This window comes from Hymenobacter nivis (genome assembly GCF_003149515.1).
Taxonomy (GTDB): domain Bacteria; phylum Bacteroidota; class Bacteroidia; order Cytophagales; family Hymenobacteraceae; genus Hymenobacter; species Hymenobacter nivis.
The window spans coordinates 266061-279916 of the sequence record NZ_CP029145.1; the positions used below are offsets into that span (position 1 = coordinate 266061).

Sequence of the window (13856 nt, forward strand, 5' to 3'; positions counted from 1 at the left end):
AAATAAAGATAAGTTATTGCTGCTTGGTATCGTATTATTAACATATTATATTGATTGCTACTACGTAATGTAGTTCAACGTCTGTCTTTTATTGTTGAATCTCCGTACTATGTTCATATTGAATACAATTGACGAACTTTGTGCAAATTGTACATTATTTAGGACCCCGTTATTAGATAGGTTTCGCCTGATAGGTTGCTCGGGGCAAGTTTTTTGCTATTTTATTATGGTTTTTCCACCTCTCGTCTCGGATTCAAAAACCGACTTGACCACCGACTTGACCACCGACTTGACCACCGACTTGACCACCGACTTGACTACCGACTTGACTATCGACTTGACTACCGACTTGGCTGCCGAACTGGCTGCCGAGCGGGCCCGACGCCAAGTAGTAGAGGCGAAGCTGGCCGCTGCCGAAGCCAAGCTGGCGGCCTTTGAACTAACGGTGGCCGATGCTCAGCAACTGGCCCAGCGCCACGAAAACGAGCTGCTGGCGGTGCTACGGGCCTTGCCGATGGCCACCATGCTGCTCGACGACAAAAACCAGGTTCGGTTCGTTAATCAGGCTTGCCGCGACATGCTTGGGCTATCAGCCAATAGCTTGCAACACCTCAACGAGCAGCGAAACGCGTCGGGCATCCTACTTGATGCACAGCTGCTGGCCGACCCGGAAACCATTAGGGCCCGCGTGTCGGCGCTGCGGGCGGGCAATCAAACGTCGCTCAACAACGACTTGATGCTGGCCGACGGCCGCATTATTTCGCTTGACTACCTGGTGCTGCAAGGCGTGGGCGCCGGCCGCCTGTTTTGCGGCCGTGACGTGACGGACCAGCGACGCGCCAAGCAGCAAATGTCTGAACAGCAAGCATTCTACGAGAACGTGCTGATGAACTTGCCGGCGGCCGTGTCGGTGCTGGACGCCGGCTTGCGGTACCTGTTCACCAACGCCACTGCCGAATCCAGCCCAGCATTACGCGTGGCCATGACGGGGACTACCACGGCCGAGTGCTTTGTGCTGCGCGGCCGCTCCCGGCTGCTGGCCGAGCAGCGGCAGCAGCGCCTGGAGCAGGCCGTGCGGCAGCAGCGCGAGGTGACGTGGGAAGAAAAACAGACGGTCGCGGCCGGCGAGCGTTACTGGCTGGGCAGTGCCCAGCCCTTATTTGGCCCGGATGGCGCCTTGCGGATGGTTATCCTGTCGGGCATCGACATTACGGACCGGCTACGCATTGAGCAAAAGATGGCGTACCAGCGCGAGTTCTACGAGGCCATTCTCAACGAGCTGCCCGTCGACATTGCCGTGTTTGACACGGCGCATCGCTACCTATACGCCAACCCTGCTTCCATTTCTAACGCCGAGGTGCGGGAACAAATCATCGGCATGACCAACCGGGAATACTGCGCGTTTCGGCAGCGCCCGGCCGAGGTGGCCGTGCAGCGCGAAAAAGTGTTTGCCGAAGTGCTGCACCAGCGGGCCGACGTAGCCTGGGAGGAAACGGCGCAGGGCCCCACCGGCGTGAAGCAAAAAATGCGGCGCCTGCGGCCGGTGTTCGGGCCCGACGGGGCCCTGCGCATGGTCGTCGGCTCGGGCCTCGACGTGACGGAGCGCTACCTGGCCGAGGGCGAGCTGCGGCGGGCCAAGCTGGCGGCCGAGCAGGCGGCCCTGGCCCGCGAGAGCTTCCTGTCCAACATGAGCCACGAAATCCGCACGCCCCTGAATGCGGTGCTGGGCATGGCGGGCCTGCTGGCATGCAACACCCCGCTCACGCCCCGGCAGCAGGAGTACGTGGGGGCCATCCGCACCGCGGGCCAGCACCTGCTGGGAGTGCTCAACGACGTGCTCGACATTGCTAAAATTACGTCGGCCGAGCAACCGCCCGCGCACGAGCCCTTCGACTTGGCGGCCGCCCTGCACGCCGTAGGGCAGATGCTGGCCCACCAGGCGGTCGAAAAAGGCCTGGCCCTGACCCTCGACCTGGCGCCGCTGCCCTGGGTGCGCGGCGATGCCCTGCGCCTGCGCCAGGTGCTGGTAAACCTGCTCGGCAACGCCCTCAAGTTCACCGAACGCGGGGCCGTGGAGCTGTGCGCCCGGGTGCTGGCCCGCCCCGCCGGGGCCCTCACCGTGGCCTTCCGCGTGACGGATACGGGGCCGGGCATCCCGGCCGACCGGCAGGAGGCTGTTTTCGAGAGCTTCGCGCAGGCCTCACCCGACACGTCGCGTCAGTTTGGGGGCACCGGGCTGGGGCTCACCATCAGCAGCCGCCTCGTCGAGCAGCTGGGCGGGCACCTGCTGGTGAGCAGCGCCCCGGGCGAGGGCACTACCTTCGCCTTCGCTCTCACCTTTGCCGCGCCCGAAGCCGCGCCTGAAGCCGCGCCCGAAGCCGCGCCCGAAGCCGCGCCCGAAGCCGCGCCCGAAGCCGCGCCCGAGGCTGCCGGGGCGCCCGCTCAGGCCGCCAGCCTGGCCCGCGGCCTGCGGGTGCTGCTGGTGGAAGACAACGAGATGAACCGCCAGCTGGTGCAGTACGTGCTGGAGCACCACGGCCTGGCCGTGGACAGCGCCGTGAACGGGGCGGGGGCCCTGGCCCTGTTTGCCCAGGCCCGCTACGACGTGGTGCTGATGGACATCAAAATGCCCGACATGAGCGGCATGGACGTGACGGCCCGCATGCGCCACGACCCCGACCGCACCCGGGCCCGCACGCCCATCATCGCCCTCACGGCCAACGCGTTTCAGGGCGATTACGATAAGTACCTGGCCGCGGGCATGAACGACTACCTGGCCAAGCCCTTCGAGGCCGACGAGCTGCTGCGCAAAATAGTGGCCGTGCAGTAGGGCCCCGGGGGGCCAGGCTACTCGGCCGGCTTGGTACCCTGGTTCACCATTTGCGAGAAGCTTTTGGCAGCGTTGGAAAACTCGGAGGGCAGCAGAATAACCGTCGTCGTGTTGTTGTCGATGCCAATTTCGGAGAGCATCTGCATCCGGCGCAGCTCCAGCGAGTAGGGGCTCTTCTCCATCTCCTGCGCGCCCTGCGTGAGCTTGATTGAGGCTTCAAGCTCAGCCTCGGCTTTAATGATGCGGGCGCGCTTCTCGCGGATGGCCTCGGCCTCGCGCGCCATCGCCCGCTGCATGGACTCGGGAATCTCCACGTCCTTGATTTCGACCAGCTCGATTTTGACGCCCCAGGCCCCGGTGGCGGCGTCCACAATTTGCAGCAGGGACCCGTTGATTTGGGCCCGCTCGCGCAGCACCTCGTCGAGTTGGTTCTGGCCGATGATGTTGCGCAACGCCGTGACCGACAGCTGGTAAACCGCCTTATTATAGTCAGCCACCTTAATCACGGCGTCGGCCGGGTTGAGGACTTTGAACCACAGCACGGCGTTCACCTTAATGGTCACACTGTCCTTGGTGATGGTTTCCTGCTGCTCCAGCTCCACCGTTTTGGTACGCATATCAATAGTTTGCTGGCGCTCCAGAAACGGAATAAGCCAGTACAGCCCAGGGCCCCGCGTGCCCGTGTACCGCCCCAGCCGAAACACAATGGCGCGCTGGTATTCCTGCGCAATGCGCAGGCTGAGAGCGAGTAGCAGCAAAACGATGGCCAGCAGGACGAGCAGCGACATGGCGAAAGGATGTTAGGGTTTGACGAATATACCGCTTGTATCGCCGCGGGGGCCCCGGCATTACAGAGGGTCGGCGCGGCACCCCGCCCGCCTAGTGAGCACTAAATGCCGGCGGGCCCATGCGGCGCCCCGTATAGGCCGTTACTTTCGGCCGGCTACTTACTTTCCAACGGCCCCACTCCCCAATGCACGAAATTGAACTCCTGGTACTGCTGCTGGCCGTGACGACGGCGCTGGCGGAAGTGGCCAACCGGCTGCGGGTGCCCTACCCGGTGCTGCTGGTGCTGGCGGGCCTGGCCCTGAGCCTGTTGCCGGAGCTGCCGCCGGTGGTGCTGGCCCCCAACCTGGTATTTTTCGTGTTTTTGCCGCCGCTGCTCTACGCCTCGGCCTGGGCGCTATCGTGGCCGGCGTTTCGGGCCGAGGCGCGGCCCATCACGCTGCTGGCCGTGGGGTGCGTGCTGTTTTCGCTGGCGGTGGTGGCGGCCGTGGCCCACTACGCGGTGCCGGGCTTCGGGTGGGGCCCCGCGTTTGTGCTGGCCGCCATCGTGTCGCCTACCGATGCCGTGTCGGCGGCGGTGGCCACCAAGGGGCTGCCGGTGTCGCGGCGGGTGAGCGTAGTGCTGGAGGGCGAGAGCCTGGTGAACGACGCCACGGGCCTCATTGCCTACCGCTACGCGGTGGCGGCGGTGGTGACCGGGCAGTTTGCGCTGGGGGCGGCGGCGGGGCAGCTGCTGCTGGTGACGGCGGTGGGCATCGGGGTGGGGCTGGCAGTGGCGGCCGCGTTCTACGGCGTGCACCGGCTCTCGCGCACCAGCGCGGCCATCGACACCAGCCTGACCCTGCTCACGCCTTACGCGGCCTACCTGCTGGCCGAAAAGCTGCACGGCTCGGGGGTGCTAGCGGTGGCGGCGGCGGCCCTCTTTGCCAGCCAATACGTGGGAGGCGTCGCCACCCACGACCGCCGCCTGCAAGCCGCCGCCGTGTAGGACACGCTGACATTTTTGCTCAACGGCCTGGTGTTCATCTTAATAGGTTTGCAGCTGCCGGGCGTGGTGGCGGGCGTGCCCACCGGCCTGCGCTGGCCGCTGGTGGGCTACGGCGTGCTCATCAGCCTAGCGGTGCTGGGGGCCCGGATGCTGTGGGTGTACCCCAGTGCCTACCTGCCACGCTGGCTGGGCGGCAGCCGGGCGCGGTCGGCCGAGGCCCCGCTGGCCGAAGCCACGTTGCTGGGCTGGGGCGGGATGCGGGGGGTGCTGTCGCTGGCCGCCGCGCTGGCTCTGCCGTTGGCCTTGCCCACGGGGGCCGCCTTTCCGCAGCGCAACCCCACGCTGCTGCTCACCTTCGTGGTCATTCTGGTGTCGCTGCTGGTGCAGGGCCTCACCCTGCGGTCCCTCATCGGCTGGCTGGGGCTGGAAGCCGACGGGGTAGCCGAGCGCGAGGAGCAGGCGCTGCGGGTGCGCCTGGCCACCCACATGCTGGCCTACCTGCAAGGCCCCGAGGCCGCTGGCCAAGCCCCGGCCGAAATTCTGGGCCGCATGCAGTCGCGCTACCAGATTCGCCTCGACCGCCTCCAGCGCCGCGCCGCCGGGGGCCCCGGGGCCGTGCCCGAAGCCACCCTCAGCCCCTTCCAGAAACTACAGGAGGTGCTTATCCACGTCGAGCGCGGGCTGCTCGAAAAGCTGCGCCACGAGCAGCGCACCAACGCGGAACTGCTCCGCAAGCTCGAAAACGAGCTGGACCTGGAAGAAGGCCGGCTGGCGCTGGATAAGGCCTCGTAGGCCCCCGCCGCCGGGCCGGCGCGCCGCTCTGGGGCCCCCAGCTACCGCCAGCCGGCGCCTACGGCTGCGGGCCAATAATTTGCAGCGTTTTGGCGTCGCGCACCCCGCCGAAAAATTTCACCAAAACCGCCTGAAAAATAGGGTCAGCGCCCGGCAAAGCGGCAAACAGCGTCATCGACGATTTTAGCTTTAAATCGTCGGGACTGCCGAATACCCGGCCGGCGTCGCTGCCCGCCAGCCCCAGCAGGGCCCTGCAAATTTCCACCAGCCGGGGGCCCAAAACGGGGTGCTTGGCGTAGGCTTCTGCTTCCGCCAGGCCCGTGATGGCGTAGTGCTTGGAAATATCACTGAACCCCAGGCCTTGGATTTGGGGGAAAATAAACCACATCCAATGGCTGCGCTCCTGGCCGGCTTTTATTTCGGCCAGCGCCTGCGGGTAGGCCGTTGCCTGGGCGTCGAGGAAACGGATTAAATTATGTTCTTCAATCGTAATATAGAGAGCAATCTTTTGAATTGTACTCTTATGTTGGCGCGAGTCAGTCACGATGCGCTGAACCCACGCCAATTCGAAAAATGAGTATTGTGGCTCTACCCTATCGCTATAAAGTAGCTTCCGCCTTGAAAGGTATTTTTGCTAAAACTGCCTCCACCTACTGAAAGCCCAGTTTCATCTCCAAACATGTTAATTCCTATGGGACGTAAATCAATAAGTCTAACTGCACAAGATGTTGAGTCAATCATTTGAGAATGAACAATCATCTTAGTACCTGCTGCAATGGCAGTTGTTTTATTAAATTTATCTTCTATCAAGGAAATATTCGGATTCATCCGTATGTTATTTGATACTATTTCAATAAATCCACTTTGTTCCGAAAAACCTTGTAGCCAAATCCTAGGGAATTCTCCAGCACCAATTAGGATAGGTGGAATTCCTCTAATTAAAGCAATCCCCTCGCAGTCAATTAATTTGTTCGAGCAAATGTCTTTGTTCAAAATCCGTTTATATTCTTTTGGAAGTTTATATTCTGCAAATAGGTTATGATGTTCTTTCGGGGCTTGTGATGTATCAGTCATGTTCTTAAGGCTTTTGGAAATGATTGTTTATTTCATTAATCAACTTTTTTCTATCATTCGGGACTAGATAATTTAATAGCATGAATGATAACATAATTATGAGTGATATAACAAATGCGTAAACTTCCCATTTATCAAATTGTATAGTGGTATCAATCTTATTGCCTATAAGTTTAGCAATTAAATTTATAAACAATCCTATTGTAGCTCCTAAAATAGGATCAATTAATTTACTAAAAAAAGAATTATTTGTAATCAGAATGTTGAATTTATGAATTTCTAATAAAAATGGTTGCCTAATAATTGTTATTTGTGGATTTGTAGTTGGACTACCGTTGATGAGAATTGTTCCATTAAGATTCTGTCCTGTATACGTTTGAGGCGAGCTTTGAGCAGGATTCATTGTTGGTATGCCTGATTAACGATGATTATTCTAGACCTACCGCCCCACCACCGGCAGCACGGCCGTGCTTTCGTGGCCAGCGGCGTCTACGCTGGCGATGCCGAAGGTGAAGTTGTCCTTGCTGATGGGCAGGTCGGCCTTGGTGTCGGTCACGAGGTAGCGCTGCTGCCACTGCGGCGCGTCGCTGGCGCGGACGAGCACTGCGTAAGCGGCCGGCTTGGGGCCCCCGGTGGGCGCCAGCCAGCGTAGCTCGGTGCGGTTGGTGAGGTTGGCGGTGAGGACTTCTACCTTGGCGGGGGCGGCAGGGGCCAGGGCCAGGCTGGCCATCGTGGCGAGGTTGATGCCGGCATTGCGGCGCAGGTAGGCGTAGTCCACGCCTGAGGCTACGTCGCCGTAGGCCCGGCCTTTTTCGGTGCGCAGGTCCTGGTGCTGATGGCTGTAGTCCTCGTTCATCTCCGTAAAGCGCACGGCGGCAAAGCCTTGCTGGTTGAACGGCGTGTGGTCGCCGCCGCGCAGGAAGCGGTCGGGCCGGTTAATCATCACCAGGTCGTGGCCTTTGGCGTAGACGAGGGCAGCGCGCTGGGCGGCGCGGGCCAGCTGGCGGCTGGGGGCGTCATTCTCGGAGCTAAGCTGGCGGCGCTGCTTGGTCTGCTCGGGCGTTTCGGTGGCCGGCACGCCCTCGCTGAACACGCGCAGCTTGGTGGCATCGCTCAGGTCAGGGTCGTGGCCGTGCGAGTTGCCCACGATGTCGTTGTTGAGCATGGCCACCACGTTCCAGCCTTCTTTTTTGGCCCGTTCGGCCAAGTGGCTGGAGCCGTAGAGGCCCTGCTCTTCGCCCTGTACGACCACAAATTTCAGGGTGCACGGGAATTTCTGGCCTGCCAGCACGCGGGCCAGCTCCATCACCAGCACGGTGCCCGAGCCGTCGTCGTTGGCGCCGGGCGCGTCGGCGGTGGCGTTCATCACGTCGCTCACCCGCGAGTCGATGTGGCCGCTCACGAGGATGACGCGCGTGTCGGTGGGGTCGGTGCCGGGCAGCGTGGCCAGCACGTTGGCCATCAGCACCGGCTTGTTGATGCGGCGGCCGTCGGGCTTGACGGTGAAGGTGTCCATTTCCACCTTCAGGCGGCCGCCGCTGGCTTTGCTGTACTTCTCAAACTCGCCCTGCACCCACTTGCGGGCCGCCCCAATGCCGCGCGTGGGGCTTTGGGTGTCGCTCAGGGTGTGGCGGGTGCCGAAGCTGACGAGCTTCTCGATGTCGGCTTGCAGGTTTTTGGCCGAAATCTCGCTCACCAGCTTCGCAATGGCTGGGTCGGCCTTGGGTAGGAGCGGGGCGGCGGGGATTTGGGCCGGTTGAGCAACGGCGGCCAGTGGCAGCAAGGCCAGGAGGAGAATTAATTTCATACGGGGGTAAACATACGCTGTAGGGGTTAAATACAAAAAGCCCCGGGGCTTGGGGCCCCGTTCCCACCCAAATCTTTGTCGGGCTCCCTGGAAGTGGCCCAAGCGCCTTTGTCGCCGGCGGATACCGCTTGAAAAGTGGCAAGCCGATCAGGGAAATGCCCAAAACTCAAAAGCCCTCCTGTGCCGCACGGCCAGGAGGGCTTTTGAGTTTTGGGCAAGGCCAAGGGCAAGGCTCTATCAATAATCCGCACCGGCCAAACGCCGACCCTACCAGAACTTATTGGTGCACACAACCTGGGCTTTTTTCTTGAGCCGCAGGCCCAGGAGCACCTCGTGGCTGCCGCCGTGGTAGCCAGCCAGCCCGGAAATGCCGGCGTCGTAGGAATAGCCCAGCGTGAACTGCTCGTAGCTGACGCCTACCATCGCCACGGCCGAGTCGAAGGCCCGCCACGACGCGCCGAACCACAGCAGGTCGCGGTACTTAAGCTTGGCGTTGAGGTCGACTGAAAGCGGGGCCGGGTCGACGGCCTTGACCAGCACCGACGGCACCAGCGACCAGTCGTCGTCAATGGGCAGCCGCACCCCGGCCGTGGCGAAGTAGTGGCGCCGCAGGGTGTTGCCGGGCGCGCCAGCGTCCACCAGGTTGGGGCCGTAGGAGAAATTGAGCTTGTTGCCCAGCAGCTGCGCGCTCGACACCCCGAAGTAGAAATCGGGGCTGTACACCCACAGGCCCACCGAGCCGTCGAGCACCCGCGAGGCGGCGCTGCCCGCGCGGGTCGTGGGGTCGTAGAAGTGCAGCTGGTCCCCGTCGACGGCAAACTGCTGCATGCCTACCGATGCGCCCAGCGCCATCCGGATTTTGTTCGTCAGCACCAGGTTGATGGCGTAGGACCCGTAGGCGCCGATGCGGCTCGTGGGGCCCGTCACGTCGTTGTACACGAGGCCGCCGATGGCGTGAAACGGCCGGTGCCGGTCGCGGATGGTGCGCTTGCTGGTGCTGCGCCACTTGCCCAGCGAGGAGCTGGCGCTGGCGTAGTAGGACTTGGGGGCCCCCTCCAGGCCCGTCCACTGGGTGCGGTAGCTGAGCTTCACGTCGATGTAGTCCTCCACGCCCGTGGCGCCGGGGTTCAGGAGGTAGTTGTTGTTCATGTACTGGCTGTACTGCGCTATTTGCTGGGCCCGGGCTGGCGCAGTGGCTAGCAGCAGCAGCGGGAGCAGCAGTAAGTAGAAAGCTCTTTTCATAACAGTAAGTACCTCAGGATTAACGCTAAGAAGAAAGGGCCCAGCCGCAACGAGCGCCGCCGGACGCTTTGTTAATACAGAACCGTAATCGATCCGGCGTAGGAACGGCCCAGGGGCCCCTTCGTCACGACGACGTAGTAATACGTGCCTACCGGCGCGGGCTGGCCGTTGATGTCGCCGCGCCACTCGTTGGCCCGGCTGTAGTTATCGACCGAGAAAACCTTGTTGCCCCAGCGGTTGAACACGTTCACAGTGTTGTCGGGAAACTGCTCGATGAACTCAATCTGCCAGGTGTCATCGCGGCCGTCGCCGTTGGGCGTGAAGGCGTTGGGGATGCGGATGGGCGGGCGCACGGTCACGGTCACCTGATCGGAGCTGGCGCAGCCGCCGACCCCGGCCGAGAGGGTGTAGGTAGTGGTGGCCGTGGGCGCGGCCACGGGGTGCAGCGGGTCGTTGGCCGGAATAGTTAGCCCCGTGGCGGGCGTCCACGTCACGGGGTAGTTGCCGTCGGCAGTGCCTTCCAGCACCACGGATGTGCCCAGCAGAATCTCCTTATCGGGGCCCGCATTCACCACTACCGGCGGCTGAATGCGCACGCCCACGCCGTTGGACACCACCGTTACGGACTGTCCGCAGGCGTTAACGGTGCGCAGGCGCAGCGTCACGAGCTGGCCGTCGCGCAGCGTTGTGCTGGTGAAGACCGGCCCTATGGCCCCGTTCACGTCGTTGCCGTTCACCTGCCATTGGTAGGCGGGGGCCAGGCCGGCCTCCGTCACGCTGGCGATGCTGAACGTGAGTGGTGCGCCCAGGCACACGGGTCCGTTGGGCTGTACAGTGATGGCGAGTGTGGGCGTGGGCGTCGGCGTGCGCGTCACTGTGACCGTAGCCGCGACCAGGTTTGCCGTGACGCACAGCCCCGCCGTGGGCGTTACTTCCACCCGCACCTGGTCACCGGTCACCAGCGTGCTGCTCGTGAACGTGGGCCCGCTGGCCACGGCCACGTTGTTGACGAACCATTGAAAACCAGGCGTGGGGCCCACGTTCGTGGCCACAGCCGCGAAGGTGAGGGCCGTGCCGGGGCATTGCGTGGGCGGCGCCGCCAGGCTCACGCTGGGCGTCACGAAGGGCTGCACAACTATCGTCAGCACGTTGGAAACCGCTGTGGAACAGGTGCCCGTGCCCGACGTTGCCCGGCGCCGGTAGTAGGTGGTGGCCGTGAGTGGCCCAGTCGCGTAAATAAGGCCGGTGGCCCCGGCGATGGGGTTCCAGTTGGCATTATCTGCCGACACTTCCCATTGGTAAGTAAAAGTGCCCGTGCCGCCGCTGGCCTCGGTACCGCTGGAAAATGAAGAGGGCGCGGTGCCGGTGCAGATGGTCTGGCTGGCCGAGATGCTGCCCGCGTTCAGCGGTGGCAACAGCGTCAGGGCAACGGAGGACGAATATTCCAGGCCGCAAACCCCCGATGTTGCCCGGCGCCGGTAGTAGGTGGTGGCTGTGAGCGGGCCGGGCGCGTAGTCGGCGCCGGTGGCGCCGGCAATGGGCGTCCAGGTACTGTTGTTCGGCGACGATTCCCACTGGTAAGCATACGTGCCCGTACCGCCACTGGCCCCCGCCGTGCTGGTGAGGGGGGCGGGGGTAGCGCCCGGACACAGCCCCTGGGGGCTGCCGATGGTGCCGGCCGCCAGTGCCGGGGCCACGGTGATGACCACGACGTTGGAGAAAACCGGGGCGCAGGTACCGGGCGAACTCGCCCGGCGGCGGAAGTAAGCGGTGGAGCCGAGCGAGCCCGGCGCGTAAGCCAGCCCGGTAGCCCCGTTAATAGCAGTCCAGGTCGCATTGTCCGGGGAGAATTCCCACTGATAGGCAATGGGCCCCGGGCCGCCCGTGGCCGGCGTTTCGCTGGTGAGGGGCGCCGGCGCCGCGCCGAGGCAGATGGCTTGGTTGGCCGCAATAGTGCCGGCCAACAGGGCAGGCAGCACGGTCAGCTTCACGGCGTTGGATACCGCGCCGCAGGGCCCCGACGTCACCCGGCGGCGGAAGTAGGTGGTGGCGGCGAGGATTCCGGGTACGAAGGTTGCGTTCGTAGCGCCAGCAATGGCCGTCCAGGCAATGTTGTCCGGCGACGATTCCCACTGATAAATGAATGTGCCGGTGCCACCTATGGGCAGGGAGGTGCTCATGAGGGGCACGGCGCCGCTGCCCGCGCATACGGTTTGGTCGGCGGTAATGCTGCCAGCGGTCAGCACCGGCAGCACGGTGATGGCAACGGACGCCGTGGGCGTGCGCGGGGCGCAGAAGCCCGAGGTCACCAGCCGCCGGAAATAGGTGGTGACGGTGAGGGGCCCCGGCGCGAAACCCGGGCCATTGGCACCGTTAATGTCGGCCCAGGTGGTGTTGTCGGGCGACGACTGCCACTGGAACGTGAACTGCCCGGTGCCGGCGCCGGGCGCGGCCGTGCTGGTGAGCGGGGCCGGTGTGGACCCGCCGCACAGCGTTTGGGCCGCCCCGATGCTGCCCGGTGTGGGGGCCCCTGGTACTGGAACCTGGAACTGAATCTGCCGGCAAAAGCAGCCGGTTGTGATAAGGAGCGTTACCGTGTAACTCTTCGCGCTGGGGAAGGTGTGGGGCGGATTAGCCAGCATCGACTTAGGACTACCGTCGCCAAAATCCCAGGAGTAGCTCACCAGGGCAAAATTGACGGGCGGGCTCGTAAACGTAATCTCCAAACAAGCCGTGGACTGCGCCCCGAAGCCAAATTGCAGCAACGAGCTTTGGTTGAAGTTGACCAGGCCCAGGCCGCTCAGGCGCCCCCCCAGCTTCAGGCTGTCGTCGGCGTAGCGGGCCTTGGCCCCCAGCGAGTCGGGGTAGGTAATGAAGCCCAGCGCGGGCTGGTTGTTGCGGGCCACGTAAATCTTGCCATCGGGTGCGGCTTGCAGGGAACCCAGGTCGGCGGGGGTCTTCTGCTTAAGTGGAATGTCCTTCGGCTTGGGAACCGGCCCATTGCCGCTGATATCGAATTGCAGTAGCTTGGGCGGGTTCATCACCGTTGCGTAGAGGTAGCTACCGGGCGAAAACCCAACCCCGTAGTATTTCCCCGCGCCTTTGTCCACGATGTACGGAACCATTGGATTCGCGCTCACCGTGCCCGTGTTGGTATTAAACCCGAACAGTTCGACGGTGCTGCTACTGTCGCCCAGTACTTCGCTGTAGCGGGCCAGGGCCAGCCGCTGGCCATCGGGGGTTACCTTCATCTGGCCTTTGTAGCCCAGAGCCGCCTTGCTCGGCGCGTGCAAGCTGCCGATAGTCGAAATAATGGGCGCGTCGATGAGGACCGGACCTATATAGTTGGCTGCTTGCTGCACACGATAGGCCAGAAAGGCATCGCCCCGGTTATCATTGCCGGTTTTGGCATCGCCCCAGCCGTGCGTGATGACCCAGATATCACAGCCGTTTTTATGGAATACGCCCGTTAGCTTCTCCGCCGTGCCACGGGCCAGGGGCGTATTTCTGGTAGCGAGTATGACGGTGCCCGGCCCACCGCCCGCGGGAATGGTTATTTCCGAGTAGCTCAGGCCCACGGTGCTGTTCAGGGTGAAGAGCAGGTAGCGCGTCGGTTGACCCGGCATAGGTATGCCCGGCATCTTAAGGGGCAGGGGGCCGTCGGTAGTGAAGCGATTGCCAGCCAAGCCCGTGCCATTGGTCATCACGGTACCGTCGCCGTTCCAAACGGTTTCGCCGTTGCTATAAAAGAGGATTTTGCCGTTTTTATCCGACATCACCCCCGAGCCAGCGGGGGCGTCCATCGCCCCGTCCGTCAGCACCTTGGGCAGGGAACTACGATTGAGAGAATCGACCGTGAGATTATTGAAGTCAAGCCCCGCTTTGTAGCCGAAGTACCAAGTGTTGGCAAACTTCTCGTCAGCCGCGCACTCAGGCGGGGCCGGGGGAGCCGTTTGCGCCAGGGTCGCTGAGGCCCCACCCAGCAGGAGCAGCAGCGCCAGTAGCCAGCCCATCGCTGGCCGGCGGGGCTTAACAGTAAGTGGGGTAAGAATTCGGGGAGTGGATAGGGTAGAATACAGTAGCGCTGCGGGCATAGGGGGGCAGGTAAGTGGGCAGACAGGTAAGCGGCTACTTTAGAAGAGAAGAACCACTCGTCGCCCTTTAAGGAACGGAGCCTGATGACCAGTTATTGCTGTAAAAAGCGCTGCTAGTCGGTTTCAAGTAAAGCTACGCACTGCCAGCCAGCTTTGTGCAAGGCAATGCCCGAATAGTGCCGAAGGAGCCCACCCAACGCTCCTTTATGGGCTCCGCTGGCCTCAGCCGCGTGGGTGGGGCCA

Annotated in this window: 8 protein-coding genes and 1 pseudogene; 2 read left to right on the forward strand and 7 right to left on the reverse strand. The window is 62.7% G+C overall.

Annotated features, from left to right (window positions below):
• Positions 1-226: 226 nt before the first annotated feature.
• The gene (locus tag DDQ68_RS01095; protein WP_162549695.1) at positions 227-2830 is read left to right on the forward strand and encodes a response regulator; all 2604 of its coding nucleotides are present in this window, start codon (positions 227-229) and stop codon (positions 2828-2830) included.
• A 17-nt stretch (positions 2831-2847) separates the two neighbouring features.
• Here DDQ68_RS01095 and DDQ68_RS01100 read toward each other — a convergent pair whose 3' ends face one another.
• Complete coding sequence (locus tag DDQ68_RS01100) at positions 2848-3618, reverse strand: slipin family protein (protein WP_109652191.1); 771 nt, start codon at positions 3616-3618, stop codon at positions 2848-2850.
• Positions 3619-3803: 185 nt separating this feature from the next.
• On the opposite strand from DDQ68_RS01100, the pseudogene DDQ68_RS23635 reads away from it, so the two are divergent.
• Positions 3804-5396: pseudogene (locus DDQ68_RS23635) on the forward strand (Na+/H+ antiporter).
• A 58-nt stretch (positions 5397-5454) separates the two neighbouring features.
• Here DDQ68_RS23635 and DDQ68_RS01115 read toward each other — a convergent pair.
• The 6 genes from DDQ68_RS01115 to DDQ68_RS01130 all read right to left on the reverse strand — a co-directional run bounded on the left by DDQ68_RS01115 (position 5455) and on the right by DDQ68_RS01130 (position 13532).
• Positions 5455-5961, reverse strand: coding sequence for a DUF1810 domain-containing protein (locus DDQ68_RS01115; RefSeq protein WP_245897230.1), 507 nt, complete (start codon positions 5959-5961; stop codon positions 5455-5457).
• A gap of 23 nt (positions 5962-5984) precedes the next feature.
• Complete coding sequence (locus DDQ68_RS22340) at positions 5985-6470, reverse strand: hypothetical protein (RefSeq protein WP_162549644.1); 486 nt, start codon at positions 6468-6470, stop codon at positions 5985-5987.
• Between the two features lie 4 nt (positions 6471-6474).
• A complete protein-coding gene (locus DDQ68_RS22345; protein ID WP_162549697.1) occupies positions 6475-6873 on the reverse strand; it encodes a hypothetical protein in 399 nt (132 codons plus the stop codon).
• A gap of 36 nt (positions 6874-6909) precedes the next feature.
• The gene (locus DDQ68_RS01120) at positions 6910-8277 is read right to left on the reverse strand and encodes a M20/M25/M40 family metallo-hydrolase (RefSeq protein WP_109652204.1); all 1368 of its coding nucleotides are present in this window, start codon (positions 8275-8277) and stop codon (positions 6910-6912) included.
• 267 nt (positions 8278-8544) lie between these two features.
• A complete protein-coding gene (locus DDQ68_RS01125; protein WP_109652207.1) occupies positions 8545-9519 on the reverse strand; it encodes a PorP/SprF family type IX secretion system membrane protein in 975 nt (324 codons plus the stop codon).
• Between the two features lie 71 nt (positions 9520-9590).
• Positions 9591-13532, reverse strand: a complete 3942-nt coding sequence (locus DDQ68_RS01130) for a DUF8696 domain-containing protein (RefSeq protein WP_162549698.1) — start codon at positions 13530-13532, stop codon at positions 9591-9593.
• Positions 13533-13856: the final 324 nt, after the last annotated feature.

What these genes read in the sequence shown, in the direction of transcription:
- DDQ68_RS01095 (WP_162549695.1), top strand. Translation starts at nt 227, where the DNA reads ATGGTTTTTCCACCTCTCGTCTCGGATTCAAAAACCGACTTGACCACC.
- DDQ68_RS01100 (WP_109652191.1), bottom strand. Translation starts at nt 3,618, where the DNA reads ATGTCGCTGCTCGTCCTGCTGGCCATCGTTTTGCTGCTACTCGCTCTC.
- DDQ68_RS22340 (WP_162549644.1), bottom strand. Translation starts at nt 6,470, where the DNA reads ATGACTGATACATCACAAGCCCCGAAAGAACATCATAACCTATTTGCA.
- DDQ68_RS22345 (WP_162549697.1), bottom strand. Translation starts at nt 6,873, where the DNA reads ATGAATCCTGCTCAAAGCTCGCCTCAAACGTATACAGGACAGAATCTT.
- DDQ68_RS01120 (WP_109652204.1), bottom strand. Translation starts at nt 8,277, where the DNA reads ATGAAATTAATTCTCCTCCTGGCCTTGCTGCCACTGGCCGCCGTTGCT.
- DDQ68_RS01125 (WP_109652207.1), bottom strand. Translation starts at nt 9,519, where the DNA reads ATGAAAAGAGCTTTCTACTTACTGCTGCTCCCGCTGCTGCTGCTAGCC.
- DDQ68_RS01130 (WP_162549698.1), bottom strand. Translation starts at nt 13,532, where the DNA reads ATGGGCTGGCTACTGGCGCTGCTGCTCCTGCTGGGTGGGGCCTCAGCG.